Annotated in this window: 20 protein-coding genes; 11 read left to right on the forward strand and 9 right to left on the reverse strand. The window is 47.6% G+C overall.

The annotated features are described in order from the left end of the window. Positions 1–2: 2 nt before the first annotated feature. The 5 genes from HPY31_RS08800 to HPY31_RS08820 are packed head-to-tail and all read right to left on the reverse strand — an operon-like array spanning position 3 to position 1,748. Entirely contained in the window at positions 3–395 is a 393-nt protein-coding gene (locus tag HPY31_RS08800; RefSeq protein ID WP_172140170.1) for a spore germination protein GerPE, read from the reverse strand. 13 nt (positions 396–408) lie between these two features. Continuing rightward, entirely contained in the window at positions 409–600 is a 192-nt protein-coding gene (locus HPY31_RS08805) for a hypothetical protein (protein ID WP_016740745.1), read from the reverse strand. Then, complete coding sequence (gerPC, locus tag HPY31_RS08810) at positions 597–1,193, reverse strand: spore germination protein GerPC (protein ID WP_253901740.1); 597 nt, start codon at positions 1,191–1,193, stop codon at positions 597–599. Before gerPC ends, HPY31_RS08805 begins: the two co-directional genes overlap by 4 nt. 52 nt (positions 1,194–1,245) lie before the next feature. After that, entirely contained in the window at positions 1,246–1,500 is a 255-nt protein-coding gene (locus HPY31_RS08815; RefSeq protein ID WP_016740747.1) for a spore germination protein GerPB, read from the reverse strand. Continuing rightward, positions 1,497–1,748, reverse strand: a complete 252-nt coding sequence (locus HPY31_RS08820) for a spore germination protein (protein ID WP_016740748.1) — start codon at positions 1,746–1,748, stop codon at positions 1,497–1,499. The genes HPY31_RS08815 and HPY31_RS08820 overlap by 4 nt, the downstream gene beginning before the upstream one ends. A 146-nt stretch (positions 1,749–1,894) precedes the next feature. Here HPY31_RS08820 and HPY31_RS08825 point away from each other — a divergent pair, with 146 nt between their 5' ends. Beyond that, complete coding sequence (locus HPY31_RS08825) at positions 1,895–2,092, forward strand: hypothetical protein (protein WP_172140172.1); 198 nt, start codon at positions 1,895–1,897, stop codon at positions 2,090–2,092. A 9-nt stretch (positions 2,093–2,101) separates the two neighbouring features. Here the strand turns inward: HPY31_RS08825 and shc are convergent, their stop codons facing one another. Next, positions 2,102–4,084 (reverse strand): squalene--hopene cyclase, encoded by a 1,983-nt coding sequence (gene shc, locus HPY31_RS08830; RefSeq protein ID WP_172140174.1) that lies wholly within the window; start codon positions 4,082–4,084, stop codon positions 2,102–2,104. Between shc and HPY31_RS08835 the strand changes: the two genes are divergently transcribed. Then, positions 4,057–5,190, forward strand: a complete 1,134-nt coding sequence (locus HPY31_RS08835) for a DUF2515 domain-containing protein (protein WP_172140176.1) — start codon at positions 4,057–4,059, stop codon at positions 5,188–5,190. The two genes, shc and HPY31_RS08835, sit on opposite strands and share 28 nt — an antisense overlap. Positions 5,191–5,275: 85 nt before the next feature. Continuing rightward, positions 5,276–7,534 carry a type IA DNA topoisomerase gene (locus HPY31_RS08840; protein WP_172140178.1) on the forward strand — a complete coding sequence of 753 codons (2,259 nt, stop codon included), beginning with the start codon at positions 5,276–5,278 and terminating at the stop codon, positions 7,532–7,534. Between the two features lie 196 nt (positions 7,535–7,730). Here the strand turns inward: HPY31_RS08840 and HPY31_RS08845 are convergent, their stop codons facing one another. Further along, positions 7,731–8,312, reverse strand: coding sequence for a GNAT family N-acetyltransferase (locus HPY31_RS08845; protein WP_172140180.1), 582 nt, complete (start codon positions 8,310–8,312; stop codon positions 7,731–7,733). A 294-nt stretch (positions 8,313–8,606) separates the two neighbouring features. On the opposite strand from HPY31_RS08845, the gene HPY31_RS08850 reads away from it, so the two are divergent. Continuing rightward, on the forward strand, positions 8,607–9,239 hold the full coding sequence (locus HPY31_RS08850) for a class I SAM-dependent methyltransferase (RefSeq protein ID WP_172140182.1): 633 nt from the start codon (positions 8,607–8,609) through the stop codon (positions 9,237–9,239). A gap of 440 nt (positions 9,240–9,679) precedes the next feature. Here HPY31_RS08850 and HPY31_RS08855 read toward each other — a convergent pair whose 3' ends face one another. Beyond that, positions 9,680–9,859, reverse strand: coding sequence for a hypothetical protein (locus HPY31_RS08855; protein WP_172140184.1), 180 nt, complete (start codon positions 9,857–9,859; stop codon positions 9,680–9,682). 865 nt (positions 9,860–10,724) lie between these two features. On the opposite strand from HPY31_RS08855, the gene HPY31_RS08860 reads away from it, so the two are divergent. The 4 genes from HPY31_RS08860 to HPY31_RS08875 all read left to right on the forward strand — a co-directional run bounded on the left by HPY31_RS08860 (position 10,725) and on the right by HPY31_RS08875 (position 13,202). After that, on the forward strand, positions 10,725–11,390 hold the full coding sequence (locus HPY31_RS08860) for a PspA/IM30 family protein (protein WP_172140186.1): 666 nt from the start codon (positions 10,725–10,727) through the stop codon (positions 11,388–11,390). A gap of 66 nt (positions 11,391–11,456) precedes the next feature. Beyond that, positions 11,457–11,861: a DUF350 domain-containing protein gene (locus HPY31_RS08865; RefSeq protein WP_016740756.1), complete on the forward strand. Its 405-nt coding sequence runs from the start codon at positions 11,457–11,459 to the stop codon at positions 11,859–11,861. A 25-nt stretch (positions 11,862–11,886) separates the two neighbouring features. After that, positions 11,887–12,393 (forward strand): DUF4178 domain-containing protein, encoded by a 507-nt coding sequence (locus HPY31_RS08870; RefSeq protein WP_172140188.1) that lies wholly within the window; start codon positions 11,887–11,889, stop codon positions 12,391–12,393. A gap of 17 nt (positions 12,394–12,410) precedes the next feature. Continuing rightward, positions 12,411–13,202, forward strand: coding sequence for a DUF4247 domain-containing protein (locus HPY31_RS08875; protein ID WP_172140190.1), 792 nt, complete (start codon positions 12,411–12,413; stop codon positions 13,200–13,202). 75 nt (positions 13,203–13,277) lie between these two features. Here the strand turns inward: HPY31_RS08875 and HPY31_RS08880 are convergent, their stop codons facing one another. After that, positions 13,278–16,199, reverse strand: coding sequence for a collagenase (locus HPY31_RS08880; protein ID WP_253901741.1), 2,922 nt, complete (start codon positions 16,197–16,199; stop codon positions 13,278–13,280). A 169-nt stretch (positions 16,200–16,368) separates the two neighbouring features. On the opposite strand from HPY31_RS08880, the gene HPY31_RS28625 reads away from it, so the two are divergent. From HPY31_RS28625 to HPY31_RS08890, 3 genes are read left to right on the forward strand one after another with little or no spacing between them, the layout of a single operon-like run. Further along, the gene (locus HPY31_RS28625; RefSeq protein WP_216675589.1) at positions 16,369–16,533 is read left to right on the forward strand and encodes a hypothetical protein; all 165 of its coding nucleotides are present in this window, start codon (positions 16,369–16,371) and stop codon (positions 16,531–16,533) included. Between the two features lie 3 nt (positions 16,534–16,536). After that, complete coding sequence (locus tag HPY31_RS08885) at positions 16,537–17,157, forward strand: DUF4912 domain-containing protein (RefSeq protein ID WP_172140194.1); 621 nt, start codon at positions 16,537–16,539, stop codon at positions 17,155–17,157. A 10-nt stretch (positions 17,158–17,167) separates the two neighbouring features. Further along, positions 17,168–20,005 carry a 1,4-alpha-glucan branching protein domain-containing protein gene (locus HPY31_RS08890; protein WP_172140196.1) on the forward strand — a complete coding sequence of 946 codons (2,838 nt, stop codon included), beginning with the start codon at positions 17,168–17,170 and terminating at the stop codon, positions 20,003–20,005. Positions 20,006–20,013: the final 8 nt, after the last annotated feature.

Genomic DNA, 20,013 nt, shown 5'->3' on the forward strand with positions numbered 1-20,013 from the left:
GCTTACTCCCTCCCTCCAGTTTTTGGCTCTTCTCGGAAAATGTGACGAATATTTACGACTCGAGTTTCGAGTTTTATGGATTCGTTCGAACCAACATGGACGACAGAGGATCCTGCGACGAAAGGGACTTCCACTTTTCGAATGAAAATGTACGGGCAGTCGTGGAACGTATCGATGCAAATCGTATCTGAGAGACTAGGGGGAGTTAAAGGAACGGAAAAGGCCGAGTAATTCTCAAACATAAATTCATTTTCATAGAAGATGGCCTGCTCACGTTGGACGGCTAATATGTTCGTGACAGCATCAATCTGCCGGGAATCACCTATTTGCAGAACAGATGAGGTATCGACCGAGAGAACATCCAGCTTATGGACATGACTGGTCCTTCGGTACATGGTGACATCCTCCTTATGAAGCAGGTATGGCAGTATCAATCGGGATCGTGGCTCCGACAATCATTTTTTCGGGTGGCGTTTCATAAATCGCTCTAAGGTCTACTGTCTGTGTGTCCCCAATAAACAAGGAAGCGGTAGAAGTGAGAGCACTGACGGAGACCCTCTTTACACAAATGGTTTCGTTTATCACTTGATACCTCATCATGGTTCGTTCACCTCACGAGGCAAATTTTTCAGGAATGTTTCGCAGGTCTTGTCGATATCCCGTTTCACTTTTTGGACGGTATTTTGTACGAAAACATCGAGCTGCTCTGGTTCTAGTTCATCGGTCGAAAGCTCGCTCAGATAATACTTAATCCGTTGATCGATCTGCTTTTTAATGTCATCCAAGATAAACGCTCGATAATTGTTATCGAGTGGATAATTGCACTCTGTCTCGATTCTTTCAAGAACGAGGTAGGCATCTGACTCTAAGTATTGATAAATTTCTTTCTGGACACGGGCAAAAAGTGGGGTATTGCTTTGATGCGGATTAGGGATATCCATCGACTGATTGATGGAAAAATCACCGATCCCTGCATCATTTCCTTTTGGATTTAAACCGATATTGAGAGTCCCTTCCAGTCGCTCGACCTTTAGCAGATCGAATTTGTACTCGTTTTTGATGACGGAAGGAATCTGTTTTTCCTTGAGATCATTTACATCTTGCTGTAGCTGTTCAATCATTTGCTTCAAATTCTCGATCTTATTGTTTTGCAATTGTATATAGTCATGTAACTGTTGAAGATACTTCATCATTTCGGGATCCATGTACATGACGACCATCCTTCTTCATCTAGCATACAACGAATTAGCCAAGCCGTGAAAAAAACCCTGGGCGTATGAGTGAAGGCTGAACCAATGGAATGAGGGGCACGAATTCTTCCAAACTGGTTCTGGGCAGTGGCCCCACCTGTGGAGCTGGCTCTGTGTATCCGCCGGTGTTGTACAGCTTGGATACGGGCTTAATAATCCCAGCGCTTCCTATTTGGCACACGGAAGAGTTGCTTATGCCTTCGATCTTGAGCGAATTGATTACGATATGTTGCGTCACAAAAAAATTCATGCGAAATCGCGTCCCTTTGCCCTGAAATCGTTCGTTTCTTCTACAAAAAGCGGGATATCATTATCGGATTGTTCATTGACGTAGACGACGCTACGTGGAATTTTAAAGGACAGATTGGTACCAGAATTGAATGATCCTCCACCCGCGAAGGTTTTGGCATAAGTGGTAGGTGCGATTTTACGGACGTCTCCGACATTGAAAACGCCGCCCACGTTGTTTACATTGATGACTCCAACGAATGCTGGCATGTTCGGCACATCCTTTTGGGAGAGATCCTCTCTGTATTGTATGTCGTAGGCCATTGGGTGTTCATACCTGTTTTTGCGACCGAACTCATGTGAGTAGCATACGATGTATGGATAGGCGCGAGTTTAGGAAAAGGAGAAAAAGTTCTATGAATATGAAGGTGACGAATAAAAAAATAGACGTCGGTGATTTCAGCTTTGGAGGAGTAACTAAGTCGTCGATTGTGCTGATTGGGGACACCGATGTACTTTCCTGCTTCTCTATTTTTGATACGCCGCCACATTCCGTGATTTATTCCCCCCAGGTTCCTCTCCAGCCATTAGACCTTGGTTTGCGAAGAGGGTAGCGGCGGTTTTTACGCATTCGCGTATTTGGCCTGATAGTGGCTGAGAGTCAGCAACGGCCAAATCCAACGATAGCTGTGATAAGCAAAGTAAGTGCCTCCAGGGCGTCCCCCGCCAGTCGGGTAGCGAGTCGTCCAGTCATTTGCTTGATTGTGAGTGAGCAAATAGTGAATCCCTCGTTGCAGCTCTGCCGTCGGCTTAGATGACACGGCTATCAGTGCATCGATTGCCCATGCTGTCTGCGAGGGAGTGCTTGCTCCGAGGGGGACGTACGTTTTTTTGAGGTCACTTTGGCAAGATTCCCCCCAGCCGCCGTCGGGATTTTGGTTGGCAACCAGCCACGCAACCGCTTTTTTGATGGCGGGATCAGTAGGGGAAAAGCCAACCGCCATCAGCCCGGTAATGGCAGCCCAAGTACCGTATAGGTAAGCGATTCCCCAACGTCCATACCAGGAGCCGTCTGATTCTTGATGCTTGAGAAGCCAACGGACTCCTTTTTCTACATGCGGGTCAGTCAATGTTCGTCCGGCATAGTTTCCGAGGAACTCTAAGGTCCTCCCTGTCAAATCGGCAGAGGACGGATCTGTACTGACAGTATTGGCCCCTTCGATGGGCAGGTGGCGAATGAAATCAGCATCTGTATTTCGTTCAAAAGCAGGCCAGCCTCCATCGTCGTTTTGCATGGATAATAACCATTCGAGACCGCGTTTCCAAGCGGCTGCTACTGTCACATCCGTACGGGCCAGCAGGCGTAGAGAGCGCAGAGCAGCTGTCGTATCATCAATATCCGGGTTCATGGTGTTGTAATCAGAAAAGCCCCAACCGCCAGGCTTTCCTTTTGGATTGCGAATTTTCCAGTCACCGTACGTATGCTGTTGTTTACGGAGAAGGTAGCGGTTTGCTTTTTGAATCGCGGGATGCGCGGGAGAAAGTCCGCTTTTTTGCAGCGAAGAAGTCAAGAGCGCTGTGTCCCAGACGGCTGAAGTAGCTAGCTGCAAGTGTGCACCGTTTTCATAATCATAGACACTACCCGTAAGCCCTTGCATCGCTTTTTGGATCAGTGGGTCATTCGGAGAAAACCCCCGTGCAAGCAGCGCAAATATCATGAAAAAGGTAGAGGTCGAATAATTGTACAGCGTACCATCCGGCTCGATTCGCGCCAGGATGTATTGTTCTAGGCGACGTAGAGCGAGCTTGTGTAGCTGTCCGGGTAAAAAGGGGAGCTGCTGCAAGGAATCGTGGATGGTGGCGAGAAACGATTGTCCCTCTTTGAGGAAATTCTCTAGAAAGCGATGCGGATATAGACCGCGAGAAATCGGTGTATCTGCGTATAGATCGGACAAATCTGGTGCATTGTCAGGCTTTTTTACATAGTTGCGATCAGCCACAATCATCATGGGGGCAAGATGGACACGTGCGTACCCGACAAAATCGTAAAAGCTGACGGGGAAGCTCGGGGGCAAGAGAGCGATCTCGACGGGAACGAGAAAATGCGGGGGCCACTGGTATTGGCCTGTCAAGGATGTAGCAAATTTGGTCAGCATGTTCGCTTGTGTCAGCCCACCCTTTTCCAAAATAAACGAGCGTGCCAGAGCCATTCTCGGTTCGTTCTTCGTATATTTGCCTGATAACAGCAGAGCGTAATACGAATCAATCGTCGTAGACAGATGGCCTTCCTGCTCGTCGGGATACAGCTTCCATGCCCCATTATCGTGCTGGAGTGACGTGATGTGAGCAGTGAGCTTCTCCATCAAACGTTCATCATGAATACCTAGCGTACGCAATAGGATGATCATGTGAGAATCTGTCATCGGTGAGCTTTCCAGACAAAAGCGCCATGTGCCATCCTCTTGTTGGCGCTGTAACAAAAAGGCTTGAATGCGGTTGATTTCTTGCTGGACTTCACGCAACTCATTCACCTCCCGATAAAATACGGCGCCTAAGGAAGAGAGGGGGAAGGGCATCGATGGGTTTGTCGTGGTACCAATACGCATCACGTCTGCCGCTTGCCATGAATCTGGGGAAAGTCCGTACGGCGACAGCACCATTGCCAGCACAGGATCAAAAAACGGTAGAGCAGATCAAACAGGAGACACACGCCCACAACCGTGACAACATAGACAGAACGCGCGCTTATTTGTCGTTTTATCAAAAGCATCCACAGGTTCACTGGGCGCTATTGGCACATCTCGTATCGCGTAATGCGGGATGGAGTATGACTGATTTGCGGGGAGAATTATTGCCTCGCTTGCTTCGGACAAAAGAGCAGCAGGATTATTTTTCGTTTTTGGAGCGGGGAAACTGGCTGATTTTTCACGATGCGTACCCTCAATTGTTACTGTATGAAGAGAGTGTCAGGCGACAGACCAACCTTTTTTATTTACTGCCCCATCTGGGCGTCTCTACGTTCATGCAGGCGATCTGGAATCATTTTTGGAAGTCTACAGATAAAGAGCTGCTCGCCATTGCTTTGATCATCAATGAACAAAACTATTTGGAAGAACAGGTCATGAAAGACCCGGCCTATCAAAATTCTGTTGTCCGCACAATCCCGTTTGCCCTGCAGGAGCTTTTGCAACTGAACTTGATCTTGTTTCCCCAGCGGAAAGTGGTCGATGAGCAGGGCAGCTCCTTGCAGCTCGCCGGTGAGCGAGTGTTTCATTTTGCCTCCTTACCAGAGAGAATCCGCTTGGGAAAAAGGTTGTACAGTCTGCTGTTCGGTGGTGCGAATAGGCAGGAGGCAGCGTACGCTTGGGCATTGCAACAGCCACACACAGGTTCGCGAAAAGATTATTGGCCGCATCTTTTTCACGATGTGAATGATACAGTTCCAGGTACGTCTTATCAGGTAAAGCTAACGAACTGTCAGCTGCGCCAAGGGGCAAAGCGGCTGTTTTCCCCAACGCTGCGTCAAGTTTGGAGACCTATCCACCATGAGCCGCCAAAGGCGTTAGATTGGTACAAAAACAAGAGCGATGTATGGCATGTGCTGACACGAGTGGAGGAGACAGCATTTGCAGCAGAGATGAGTGAGGCGCATTGCCAGGCGTTGGCAAAAATCGAGTGGGCTGTCGCAGCCAGGACGAGATTACTTGGCTAACTTGTAGTAAAATAGAGAGGAATCCAGAACGTTAGACCGATCCTCGACGCGTTGCTTAGAGAGTTTTAGAAGGAGCGATTATCATTTGAAGACACTAATTATTGCGGAGAAACCTGACATGGGACGAAATATTGCTGCCGCAATAGATCCTAAAGCGAAAAATAACCGCACCTATTTAGAAGGTGAAAAATATATCATTACGTGGGCAATCGGGCACTTAATTGAACTGGCAGAACCGGAGGCGTACGACCAAAAATATAAAAAGTGGAACATCAATGATCTTCCTATCATTCCCGAGCCGTTTAAGCTAGTACCCAATCGGAAAACAATCGATCAGCTAAAAATAATCGGGCAGTTGGCCAAACGAAGCAATTTGCTGATTAATGCATGCGATGCCGGGAGGGAAGGCCAACACATCTTTTCCCTCATTCAGCGACATCTAAAATTGACGCAACCCGTTAAAAGACTGTGGATCTCGGACTTGACCCCTGAAACGATCAGGAAAGGATTCGCAGAGATGAAGGATGCCGCAGCCTATGAAAACTTAACGAGGGCAGCAAAAGCTCGTAGTGAAGCGGATTGGCTAATCGGGATGAATGGCTCACGTGCATTTACGACCAAACATAACGTGCTCCTCTCTGTTGGACGAGTACAGACCCCTGTCCTCGCGCTCATTTATGATCGACAGAAGCAGATTGAGGCTTTCTCATCGGTTACGTTTTTTCAAGTCGAAGGGCATTTTTCGCAGGGGGAGAGGACGTACAAGGGTCTTTGGCAGGGTGATCGCTTAACTGATCCATCGAAAGCAGAAATGTTGGCTCGTAAAGTGAAAGGAAAACAAGGGCGGATCGCCTCCTACGAAGTAAAGGATACCAAGGAGTATCCATTCAAGCTGTATGACCTGACATTGCTGCAACGTGAGGCCAACGGCAAGTACGGTTTTTCCGCCAAGAAAACCTTGGACGTAGCACAGGTTCTCTATGAAAAACACAAGGTCATTTCTTATCCGAGAACGAATTCCAACTATGTGACAGAGCAAAATATTCCCGAAATGCACAACACCCTGTCGTCCTTACAAGGAACTGGATATGACGCTCTGGTAAAGGGTGCAAACCGTAGTTTGGTTCATAAAGGCAATAAATTTATATGTAATCCGGCAAAGGTGGACGACCACCATGCTATCCTGCCGACCAATCGTAAGGCTTCAGGGCTTACGCCAGATGAGCAGAAGTTATATGATTTGATCGTTCGCCGCTTTCTGTCGCAGTTTTATCCGCCAGCGGAATATAAGATGCATACGGTTATAACCGATGTGGAAAATGAATTGTTCAAAACATCGGTGAAAGAACGGAAAAGTCTCGGTTGGAAAATTATTTATGCCGACCAGCAGAAGGAAAAGCCCAAAAATGGAAAAGGTACGGCCAAAGAAGAAGAGGATAAAGAAGAGATTGAAGTGAACGAGCCTTTTCTCATTCAATCTGATGCCAGCGTAGTATGCACGGATGCGATGGCAAAGGAGAAAGAAACACAGCCGCCCAAGCATTTTACGGAAGGAACGCTTCTAAAGGCCATGGAAAGCGCAGGAAAGCAAATTGAGGATGAGGAACTGCGTGATGCGATGAAGGAATCTGGTCTGGGAACCCCGGCAACTCGTGCCGCCACCATCGAACGGCTGAAAAAGGTCGGATACGTTGAGATGCAGGGGAAAAAGGTTCAACTTACGCTAAAAGGCCGTACCGTTATCGAATTGATTAGGGGAGCAGGAATCGAACTTTTAACCTCTCCTGAAATGACGGGGCATTGGGAGCGCCGCTTAAATGAGATCTCCCGAGGGACCGCCGCCGACGGGCAATTTATGGAGAATGTGAAGAAATTCGCTACGATGATCGTAGAAAAGGTTCGCGTACAATCTCGTGCTGAGAAGACCTTGTTTGAAAGTGAGAGTACCACGCAGAAAGGATCATCGAAAACAAGAGGACGAGCTGGCGGGCGAAGTACAGGCAAATCAGGTAGCAGGACTGCCACAACAAAGTCTTCAACTCGAACCGCAGCAAAGACCGCTACTACAACTTCAAGTATCATCACCAAATGTCCACGACCGGGTTGCGGAGGCTCCATTTTCATGGGACGCAAAGGTTACGGATGTTCGAATTACAACGTGGGCTGTAAATTCGTCATATGGAAAGAGAATTACGGGCGTATGCTGACGGATACACAGATTAAAGCCCTCATTGAAAAAGGCAAAACGGGTAAAATGAAGCTTGAGCGTCAGGATGGGACACCATTTCAAGCAAAACTTATTTTGAAAAGTGTAGAATCGGGCGAGCTTAGTTTCGAACAGTAATTTTTTGTGACACGTAAATCACCAATTTGTTTATTGAAAGTAATGTTCTAGACCGACCACAATATATAATACAGCGGCAACCAAAGATGAAGTTACCCCAGTCAAGTGGACAGATAATAAATAGGCAGTTCAAACAACCTTAGTACGGTAGTCGACCGGGCTAAGGTTGTTTAATCTCCTTTGAAAAGGGCATTGTTCACTGGCACGAGCGGCTCGCTGTCGGGCATGACGGTGTGCCCGGGTACCATACGCCGAGCCACTGTTCGGCGCCGTAGTCCTCGAACCGCTCTACCTCAGTGAACCCCAGCTTCGCCGCGACGCGCATCGAGGCCTCGTTGGCGGTCTGGGTGGAGAGCACCACCGGCTCGCCGGGATGCGCGTCGGCGAACCAGGCGAGCACCGCTGCGCTTGCCTCGGTGGCGTACCCCCGTCCCCACGCCTGCGGCAGGAACATGTAGCCGAGCCCAGGCTCCCCGCCTTCTGGAAGGATGTGACCCTTACGCTCCGGGTCGCGCCGATCGAGCGTGATCATGCCGATCGTTGTTCCGTTGAGCTCGACCACGAAAAAGCCGAAGCGCTGCCCGGGCACCTCGGGCAGCGCGCACTCGAGCTCGTCACGCGGTCGGGAGCCGCCGACGTAGGTGCCCACCTCTGGTGAGGCGAACAGGTCGATCAGCGCCGCACGGTCCCGGGCCTCGGACTGGCGGAGCACGAGCCGCTCGGTCTTGATCGGGGCAGGTGGCCAGGCGACGGGGTGAACTGTGATCTCATCCGACATGGTATAATCTCCCTTCTTTATTTAATTCTGTTTGTCCATGTCTTACAACATATATCATTCATGTATTCCTCCTCGAGATCACCTAAGATACTTTCTTACTATTGGGGTACCGCCGACGAAACGCGGTTAACTTAACTAGTTTCAATGTAGAGCTGCCCATTCTTTTTATTTCATTAAATATTAGATATCTATATTCAATTTTATAGTATTCATAGTACATTGAGTTAGGTTTGTCAAAATGATAGTAAGCATCTAATTATTACGCTCTTCTCCGAAGAAAGTGAGGTTCTGACCATGACGAAACGTTCAGAAGCTGAACATTGGAACGAGGTGTTTGCCGATGTGAATCTCGGCAAGCCGCAAGTAGATTTTTGGCTGGAAAAATACGAGCCGATGCTAGCATTGGCCCAAGATGGACCGGTCATTGATCTTGGCTGTGGATATGGCAGCGACTCTTTGTTTTTAACGGAACGAGGTTATCGGGTCATCGCCTGCGACTTCTCCTCTGAGTCCTTGGCGATTATACGCAAATATGTGCCAGGTGCTGAAACAAACCTATTCGATATGACAGGAGGATTGCCTTTTCCGGATGGTAGCGCGAGGGCGGTTGTCGCAGATTTGTCCCTGCATTATTTTCACTGGGACGATACTGTTTCTATCGTTAGCGAAATCGCGAGAGTTGTCGGCACTGGCGGATTGCTGCTAGCCCGCTTGAATTCCACGCGCGATGTTCATTACGGTGCCGGCCAGGGCATCGAATTGGAACCCCGTTATTACGAGCATGAGGGGCGGCGGAAACGTTTTTTTGACGAAGCAGATATGCGTCGGTTATTTGACGGATGGGCGATCAACGTGTTGACGGAAACGGACATGCACCGCTACCGGATGCCGAAAATTTGCTGGGAGATGGCAGCATGCGTCCGCTGATGGCAGCCTCGGGAGGGGGGGTGTGGGTGCCGACGTACGGAGATTAGCTAACTTGCCGATGTGAATCGGACCGTCGGGACAGCTGGTCGAAAACAGCCAGACAAAGAGATTCAAACCTTTTTTGTTCCGCTAACGGGGATCGATAGTGCAATAAACCAAAAAACAATCTAACACTTTATTTTCGTGTTGTTGACTGGTTTTTGGTTTATAAAGCTGGATTAGTCTAAATTTTCCTCGAACAGAGATAATTAAACAACGTTGAATACATGTAAACAAAGTGATAACCATTGATTTAACAATGATTGTCACTTTCGAGTTAAGATAACCGCGTAAAACGTATACTAAGTAGTGTGGTGGTAGGCTAGCACGTTTTGGTCTCCATTATTTTTGTAACAGATGTACGACCACGTAGTACTTCTTCGCAATAAAAATCTGACAAATTAGCCTCCTTCTATTTTCCTTATTTTAACATTTGGTAAGCATTGGAAGGTAGTAGTGAATCGCCTCCCAGAATCTGGTGATGTCCAGTCCGGGAAATCATCTATCATAGCAAAGTAATATCCTTTAACAAGAATCCGTTTATCGGCCTCATACAACGACCAGAGATCAGTCATTTTCATAAAAATAACCCCCTCCCAAGGCTAGTTACTATTAGCTTCACTAGGTTAGGGAGGGGGTGTTACTATTGGGATTGTCCTGAATATATACCGTCAAGAAACGCGATTGAGACGCGTTCTGCTTCCTTCCTAGGTACAATTTCAGAACCTTGTCTAAGTCGTTGGTACATCTTGATCGTATTTTTTAGCGCGTGATAGCAACTTTCAAAGCTGTGGATGGGAATCGTTCCTTTTAGTTCCTCCAGTTCCTTGAGAGCGTATTTCTCGAGCTTTTGAACCCCTCGAGGGGAATGACCGTTGCGAATGAGTACCAACGGCCCTAATACTGCATTGCGCATAAAAGTTAGTGTATCGATTAATTCGAATAATTCGCCTCTCCCTAATTTTGTGGCGCAGTAATGCACCCATACCCAGAAGCGATCTTCAATCCATTGAGGTTGAGGGAGAGAGGGACTTGTATTGTTTCAATACCAGAACCACTCTCCCAAAGAATCAGTGGGTTCTCGACTCGGGATTCGAGCTCTTCCAATTGGACAAATTTAAGGTCGACATGAAGAGGGGCTCTATCGGACGGGTACATTGAAAAAGGCAAAACGGGTAGAATGAAGCTTGAGCATCAGGATGGAACACAATTTCAAGCAAAACTTTTTTGGAAAAGTGTAGAATCGGGCGAACTTACTTTCGAATAGGTATTATTGTAGATGCGTTTTTGAAACGAAATACAGGTCGTGCTCTACGAAAAGCAAAGGTGAGCCAAATAAAAAATAAAATGTTGAAACTTACTTGCGTAACCATCGTAAATACATGTATAACGGGGACGGCAAATTCAGGCCGAACTACCTAGCTCGTACTTAAGGAGGAATAATCCATGTCCATTTTTAAAAGACTACGTGATTTGACCATGTCCAATTTGTACGCTTTGATTGAGAAAGCTGAAGATCCAATCAAAATGACAGACCAGTATTTGCGTGATATGCAAGAAGACTTGAGTGAAGCAGAGAAAGCGGTTGCCGCTCAAATTGCATTGGAAAAGAAATTCAAGGTGCTGTATGAAGAACAGGAAGCCTTGGTGAAAAAGCGCGATGAGCAAGCTCACATTGCAGCACAAGCACAGAACATTGATCTGGCTCGACGGGCTCTGGAAGAAAAGAAAGCTGCCGAGCAAAAAATGAACGAATACAAGGACAGCTACGAGAAAAACAAGCTGGCATCCGATGGATTGCGCGAGAAGCTGGCTGAGATGAAAAAACAGATTACTGAACTGAAAAACAAGCGTGAGACATTGGTTGCCCGCGTCAATGCAGCCAAAGCGCAAAAGACGATTAATCAGGCGATGGGTAGCTTCGATACGAACTCGGCTATGTCTGGCTTGAAGCGCATGGAAGAAAAAGCACTGCAAATGGAAGCAGAAGCAGAAGCCAGCGGCGAGATTTACAAAAAGCAGAGCTCTTTAGATGATGAAATTGCGAAGCTGAATAAGGATCAAGCCGTTGAGGACGAACTGGCTGCTCTGATGAAAAAATATGAGGGGTAAACCGCTTCAAGCGGTTTCCCTTTTTTTCAGACCTTATACACTTTGATGAAAGTGGAGTGATTCGCTTTGACGTGGACAGAAATACTAGGGATGCTGGTTTGGACAGGAGCCGGCGGCATTTTGCTTTTTGTTTTAATGTGGATCGATTCGTTGTTTACGAAATACAAGGACATCACGGAAATTAAAAATGGAAACATCGCGGTCACGACGCGTTTTGTTATGAAGCTGTTTGCGCAAGGATACATCTTATCGCAATCTATCATTACCTCCAACTCTTTGTGGACAGCTCTGCTCTTTTCTGTGGTCTCCTTTATTATTTTATTCCTTTTGGAAAGAATCGTGGAATGGCTGTTAAAGCAAGTAGCCGGACTGGATCTGGAAAAAGGGACGCAGGAAGGAAAGGTGGCACATGCCATGATGGCTGGTTCATTCCATCTTGTGGGTGCCTTGATTTTGGCTGCATGTCTGTAAGACGTGAAAGGGAAGGGAGTACAGCATGAGTTTGATGAAGCGAATCCAAAACATTTTTGCCAAGCATGAGCCTCCTGCACCGGAGAAGAGCATCCTGACGGTGGGACCAGGTGATGTGGTCGATGTATCGCTCGTTACGTATCAAGTAATCGGGAAGGCGAGCAATGCGAGTCGCAAAGCCACGATGCTTACCTTGCAGGATGGAACGACCATTCGCTACCTGTATATCGAGGAACGGGAGAAGATCGTCTATCATCTGTATAGCGTCATTGATGGACGACTGGATTCAATAGACGAGGTACCGACCACGATTGAGATGGATGAGGTCACCTACCATTTGGAGGAGCAATATAATGGCGCCATCCAGACTGTGGGAAAAGCGCCGTTTCACACGTCAGGGGAGCAGTACATTTGGCAATTCCAATCGGATCAACGCCAATTGCTGCGGATCGAGTGGCAGGATGGCCGTTTCATGCTCTATGAGGGAGAAAGTGTTCTACCAGCGGACGTGCAGGTATTGCGCGGCACATAGAGAGGAGGGACAAGTACATGCCAAATCCATGGATGAAATCAATCAAGCTCCTACTGATTCCGGCGTTGTTCCTCCTTACGCTAGCGGGTTGTGGCAGCCCAGGGGTTGGCGAGACATATCCGCTTGAATCTGTCTCCACCAAGGACAATGGACAGTCGTCACGCATCTACCGTGCGGAAGACAAGACTGTACCGGAAGTAGCCTCGGAGCTGGCGGAACAGAATACGCCAGATGAAATCTCCAAAGAAGATCCGCAGCATATGTTCCTCATTTATCCGGATGAGATCTACCATTTGCAGCAAGACGCTGCCAAGCCGACAGATACATTGATCGAGGTCGACAGCAAAGAGTACGTCCGGCAAAACTACGATTCTTCGTTTTTGCAGGGATATATTGTAGCCAGCGTACTGGATGATTTGTTCGACGGACTTAAGAAAAGTACAAAGGGCAGCTATCGTGGCTACTCTAGCAAGGACATATACAAGCCTTCCGGTACGTATCACGTGCCTACAATCGAGGACAAAAAAGTAGCGCCGCCGATTACCAAAGAGGGTACGGGAAGTATTTTCAAACGGGGTAATGCGAAGAACGCGGATGGTACGGTAGGTTCTGACGGCAACATTTTCAAGAAGAAGGCGGATTCGTCTTCTAGCGGTAGTTCAGGCAAAATTATTCGTTCTTCCAGCAGTCAATCGTCGAATTCAAGTGACTCTTTCTCATCCAAACGTTCGAGCTTTTCCCCGCCGAAAAGTAAATCGCCCCCACGAACGAAGGTTGGGGGTTCTGGGCGAATTACAAAGCGTCGATAACTGTAAAAACAAGAGAGAAACGAACACCCCCAAACGAATTTGATAGCTCGTTTGGGGGTGTTTTTGTTTTGCTGATTAACGCTGCTTGGTCTCTACCGTATACACAATATCTTCATTTTGATATTTGTACACATACAAGAAGTAACGGCCTGGCTTTACTTGATAATGGGCACTTTGCAGATTTCCCTCCCGCTCTTGCGGGTACGTTACAGGCTGCTCCAGATTTCCTTCATGGAATAGCATCCAAGTCACACCTTGTCCCTCTTGAGGGTTTAAAGAAATACGTATTTCTTCTGGTTTATCTACTTGGAAGGCAAAGATATCTTGCCAATCGTTTCCTTTCATGTCCCCTGAAATAGTCGTGCCAATTTTTAATGGACCATTTGCTTGTTCGGTAGAATCATTGCTCTCGTTTTCTTGATAGAGCTGCTCTTGTGGGTGATCTTCCCCCGTAACCAATAAGCGAAACGGTTGGTCCTCTTGCCCTGTACGATACGTATAAGCAGTCACATAGTAAGTCCCTGGTTTCGCATCGAATGATCCGATTAGCTTGTTGCCTTCACGCTTGGTGGGGTAGGAGATATAGTTCTCTCTATCGGACTCGTGGAATACAAGCCATGCCACGCTATCTCCTTGCTTCGTTTCCATCTCTACTTGAAGCTGTTGGGCTGATTTCACATCGAGACGGAACTCCTGACTCGGTTTTTGTGCATGAATGATACCTGTGATCGGCTTACCTAATGAGAGGGAAGATTCTTCAGGATTTGGATTTGGCTGTTCCGTTTCGGAGCCATCTTCTTGAGCCAGCTTCCCGTGGAACACGACATCATAGGCAAAGCGTCCATCTTTTGTCGTACGATAATTGGTGAAGTAGCTCGTAACCGTGTCATAACCATTCCAGGAAAGATCGGATAACTCCTTGAGGAATCCATCTGTGAGGCGGTTCATTTCTTGCCAATCTTGATATTCCCCTTGGGAAGCTCCACCCGTATAAACCCCACGCAACGTGAAGCTACGGAACTCTCCAGAGTCTTTTTCATCTGTTTTCACATCGGTCAGAGAAGCAACCTTGGCGATTTGACGATAAACCTCTTCTTTGCTGGTCACGTCTACTTTTTGCAGGTAATCATCTGAAACGAGAGGAACATCCAATTCTTCATACTGGTCGATCAAATCTTCTACTGTTTCTTGATAGCCACGTTCAAGAGCGCGGTCACGGCTGAATTCTTCGATCAAGTCATCATAAGCAGATACATCATTGGAACGGATCGTATCATTGATTTTATCCAGACGAGCAAAATCATTCTTGAACAGATGGTACTGAAGCGCGAAGGAGTAGTCATAGAATGCCAGGGTTCCGTATTTGGCATGCATCATATCGGCCGCAGTGTAATCGAGATAAGGCGCTGCATTTCGAATATTGCCTACAACTGACTGGCGAGGCTTGATTCCTTCTGTTCGGGTAGAACCTGCGAAAAACTCAGCTCCGCCTTCTTCATACCAAGGCAAGCGACTGTTTTCATATATCTTTCCTTGTCCCCACATGCCCGGCACTTCATATCTGCCTTGCAAATAGTGGACGAATTCATGACGGAACAGCTCCTCCAGACTGTAGATGCTTTGTTCTTTTGTCCGATCGTAGGTGAAGAAAGTGCCAGTACCCTCGATGTAGATACCACCATTATCGGTGTCGTATCCGTACAAGAAGCGATTCATTTTATATTCATCAGGCGTATTGTAGATGACAATGGTCAGTACATCATCCGGATTGCCGCTCTCCAGCTCCTTGTCATTACCGATGACACGATGAAATTGTGCCTTCACTTCCTTGGATGCCCAATACAAGCGTTCAACCTGTTCTTCTGTGAGTTTATCTCCCGTTTTGAACACAACGGCTCCGTCATCAAAGGTGAATTGCTGCGGAAGATAATGTTTTTTGCCTTCTTTTACTATTTCTTCGAGGTCGATTTTTTTGCCATTGGCATCCTCGCCATATGCTTCCGCGATTTGTTGCGCCGCAGTGAAGTACGGCTCGCTCATCTTTTTATACGTTTTCATCGCTTTCGTCAATATGTCATTAGCTTTGTCTGGATCACTATAGTAGCTACCTAATTTCCCTGTGTAATACAGGGCATTGTTCGTCAACCATACGTGATCAGCCGAAGTCTCCCCATTTTCTGCCATGTCAAAAATGGGGTCGAGAAATGCGTCGATGTTACCTTTCAGCTCGTCTCTTCCTGAATCATCTACTCCCCAAATCAGAACATAGCCAATACCTTGAAGGACGCTGTAAAAGGCCTCGCTTGCTACGCGATCATCTGACCATTTATCCCGATTGTCGTTAAAGTCTTCCATAACTTTTGACAGAGTACCGATTGTTTCTGAATCAACAGTCGTGTTGCTAATTAATTTTCCCGTTGAACTAATGATTTCATTTTGAGTCTTTGTCCCGAAGGCGAAATTTTGATTGGCAGTAATGGCTTGGAGTGCTGGAATAATCTTTTGCTTATACTTTGGTTCCATCAAATACTTTAATTCATCATGGTAGTACCCCAAGTAATACCCCGAACGCAAAACCTCTACATAGGTATGGATGCCCTGCTCGTCATCCTTGGTGAAGTTCTTGCCACTCTCTTGCAACGCATCGATGATGGCCTGAACCCGCTCCCGATCCTCATAAAAATCCTGGGTGTCGTCGTTGTAAGTAAACAGCTCAGGGATCTGCGTCCAACTGATTTCCTTCAACAATTCAACAAGCTCTGAATTGTCCAATGTTTTCAGATGCGAGATGCTGTACTTCTCCTGTTTGGCTGCTTGGCCTAACTGTGCTTTCGACATGTTTTCCTGAACGGGTGTATGACCAATCTGCGAATCAATGGGCTCTTGGGATAGGGTTTGCTGCGTGCTTTTGGCTTGAGCTGCTAGTGGCAAGCCTGCCGCTACCGTTGAAATGGCAATTGATCCTGCTGTTACCATGCTAATCCATGAACGATTCATCGCTTTTGTTGACTCCTTTTTCATTCATTTTGGAAGTATAAGTGAATATTTTATAGTATCGGTATCCAACATGAAAATACTTACAAATAAAACAAAAGGTGATGGAATATAGAACTTTCTTCCTATTTGGTAAAAAGAAAAGAATGTCTCGAGAAGTAGCTTTGTAAGAATGGAAGGAGAGCGACTTTTGTATGCCTGTGACGAAAACATGATTGTTGATCGACAAAAGAAGAAGGGATGTGCATTCAGCATTCGACAGTCTTTGTTAGCAGCATTGGCTATGATTGACATTGGGAAAGCACAGATAGTCGAAGTTGGCGGAGGGGAGTGCTAGAAGATGCTGGAAAAAATTCTCGAACTGCGTTCACGCTCCATGTCCATTGCACAAATTGCCAAAGAGATCGGCTTAACGATCGGTCAAGTGAAGTATCGCCTGCAAAAAGACCGTGCGAAGCCAGAGGCACCACCTCCCGCTAGAACGGAATTGGAATGGCAATTACCTGCGTTTTATGGTCGGGATCTTGTCAAAGTCATGGTACAAGGACCGACTGTGTTATTCATCTATTGGGAAATCACTTGGCCACGCATGAGAATGGTCGCTTCGTACCTGCAAGCCGATTATCGTCACATTCAGAAGGGATTACGGCTGTATGATGTGACTGAACGTTTATTTGATGGAAAAAATGCGCATTCCGTCCGGGATGTGTTCGTACATGAAGAGGCTCATTCCTGGTACGTGAAGGATGTAGAGCCAGGACGTACATACATGGTTGATTTTGGTTTATATGAACACAATCGATTTTGTCCGATCGTACGCTCGGAAACGGTAGTTACTCCACGCCATTCAAAAGCTAGCTGGGGGGAACCGTTAGTTGAGCCCGCCCGCGACCCAGCTACACCTTCCTGGTTTGAGAACTTTTCCTCCTACTCGCTGTATACCAAAACATCAAATAAGTGAGGTGTCATTTGTGCACAAAGGTTATCTCTCCCTCGTGTTGCATGCCCATCTGCCTTATGTCCGACACGGGGATCGGGACGATCGCCTGGAAGAGCGCTGGGTGTATGAAGCCATGCTGGAATGCTATCTTCCTTTGCTCATGGTTTTCGACAAGCTCCTCGCAGACGGTATCGCTTTTCGTATGACCCTTGCTATTTCACCGACATTACTTTCCATGCTGGATGATGATCTCATCGTGACTCGTTTTCGCGCACATCTAGCGAAGACCGTTGAATTGGCTGGGAAGGAAGTCAAACGAACCGCAGCTCAACCTCAAGAAAACCGTATCGCCAAAATGTATCTGGAGCGTTTTCGAACGATCATTGCCTACTGCCGCAAGTGGGATTTTCAACTGATCAAGGCCTTTAAGCATATCGCCGACAGTGGATGCCTCGAACTCATCACTTGCGCAGCCACGCACTCTTTTTTGCCCTATGTAGAAACAGAAGAGGCGATTCGGGCACAGCTTCTGGTAGGGATCGATACGCATGAGCGGATTCTGGGAAGACGTCCGAAGGGAATTTGGCTGCCAGAGTGCGGGTATACACCTGGACTGGATCGGTTGCTGAAAGAGGCAGGGCTTCGGTATTTCTTTGTAGACAGTCACACGATAGAGCATGCGACGCCTTTACCTCGCAGAGGGTTGCTGGCTCCCTTGTTCACACCACATGAAGTGGCTGCCTTTGCCCGTGATGAAGTGGCCTCCCGTCAGGTATGGAGCTCGATCGATGGTTATCCGGGGGACTATGACTACCGTGAATACTACCGGGATATCGGATTTGACAGGGAGATGAGCTACATCGAGCCGTACATCCATCCTGAAGGCATTCGCGTGCATACTGGTTTGAAATACTATCGGATCACCGGAAAAGAAGGGGATAAAGACTGGTATGAGCCAAGCTGGGCGCGCGAAAAAGCAGCGTCACATGCGGGACATTTCTTGTATCACCGAGAGCGTCAAGTGGAGGAAGCCAGTCACTGGATGGATCGCAAGCCATTGGTCGTCGCCACTTATGATGCGGAGCTGTTTGGGCATTGGTGGTTCGAGGGTCCGCAGTTTTTGGATTTTCTCATGCGCAAAACGGTGTGCGATTCAAAAGAAGTGAAATTAATGACACCATCTGAATATTTGGAGGAGTATCCAGAGCAGGATCGCGGTCACTTGCCGATGTCAACGTGGGGGAGAAATGGCTACGGAGAAGTCTGGCTGAACGAGAACAATGGCTGGATATACAGGCATCTGCATCAAGCGGAGCGGGAATTGATTGGAGCGATTACGACGTTTTATGAAAAAAAAGGTGATCAGCTCGCCTTACGGTGCCTCAAGCAGGCCGCACGCGAATTGATGCTGGCCCAAAGCAGTGATTGGGCGTTTATTTTAGACGGTCAAACGGTCACTCAGTATGCGGTGCAACGCGTTCATGACCATTTGGTTCGCATGCGGGCTCTCTTGGCGATGTATCGGGAGCATCGACTGGATGAAGAGGCAATTACGCAAGCAGAAGCTGACTTTCCGATCTTTCCTGACGTGGATATCACGTTCTATTTGCCTAAACAAACGCATAGAGTGAACGTATCGCGTCAATTGGTAGCGGCTGCGCAAGATCAGTCTTCGACAAAAACTGTTTTGATGCTTGCATGGGAATTTCCCCCTCATGTGGTAGGGGGGCTTGGTCGGGCTGTCTACGATCTCGCCAGGCATCTTGCCCAGCAAGGAATCGTGGTGCATGTGCTGACACGTGCGACAGATTCATGCTACGGAGAGGAGACGATGGAAGGGGTTCACGTACACCGTTTGCCTACGTACCTTCCTTCTGAACAAGCTGACTTTCTGGCATGGGTGTTTCAACTGAATTTAGCGATGGTCGATGCTGCCTATCAGCTCTGGTCACTCGGGGTGCGACCAGATGTCATCCACGCTCACGATTGGCTAGTCAGCTGGGCTGCAATCGAACTGAAACAGAGGTACTCTCTTCCGCTCGTCAGCACGATTCATGCTTTGGAACATGGTCGGCATCAAGGCATTCATACACCGTTGCAGCAAAGGATCCATGAGTGTGAACGTACGCTAACACAAAGCTCTGACGCACTGATCGTTTGCAGCAAATATATGAAGTCGGAAGTCATGCGCCTGTTCGGAACACCCTCATCACAACTACGTGTCATTCACAACGGTGTCGATCTCATCCCCCTCTCGGAGGTAAATCGTGAACAGCTTCGACAGGAGCTGGCGATAGGGGATGGTCCTGTTCTCTTTTTTGTAGGGCGCTTGGTTCAGGAAAAAGGTGTGCACCTCTTGTTAGAAGCTATGGCAAGGCTACGCGCTGAGTTTCCGCATGCGAGGTTGCTCATAGCTGGCAGAGGACCGATGCAAGACGAGTGGAAGCTATTGGTTCATCAGATGGGACTTTCTGAACAGGTCCGCTTCTTGGGCTTTGTAGACGATGGAAGGCGAGATGAGCTGTTCGCCCTGGCTGATGTGGCAGTATTCCCGAGCTTGTATGAGCCTTTTGGAATTGTTGCGCTGGAAGCGATGGCTCTAGGGACTCCTGTTCTGGTTGCGGATACGGGAGGGCTGCGAGAGATCGTTCGTCACGGCGAAAACGGCGCCATGATGTACACAGGCGACCCTGAATCCTTGACGAATCAACTCCGCTGGCTACTGCGCGACCCTGATCAGCGGCATCAACTGGCCCAAACGGCCATGCAAGATGTTAAACAATTTTATAACTGGACACTTCTGGCTAGTCAAACTATCGATCTATACCGTTCACTTGGCGTACCTGCGGAAATCGGCATGACAACCTAGATTGCAAC

Origin of the sequence: Brevibacillus sp. HB1.3 (genome assembly GCF_013186635.1) — a bacterium.
GTDB lineage: Bacteria > Bacillota > Bacilli > Brevibacillales > Brevibacillaceae > Brevibacillus > Brevibacillus brevis_D.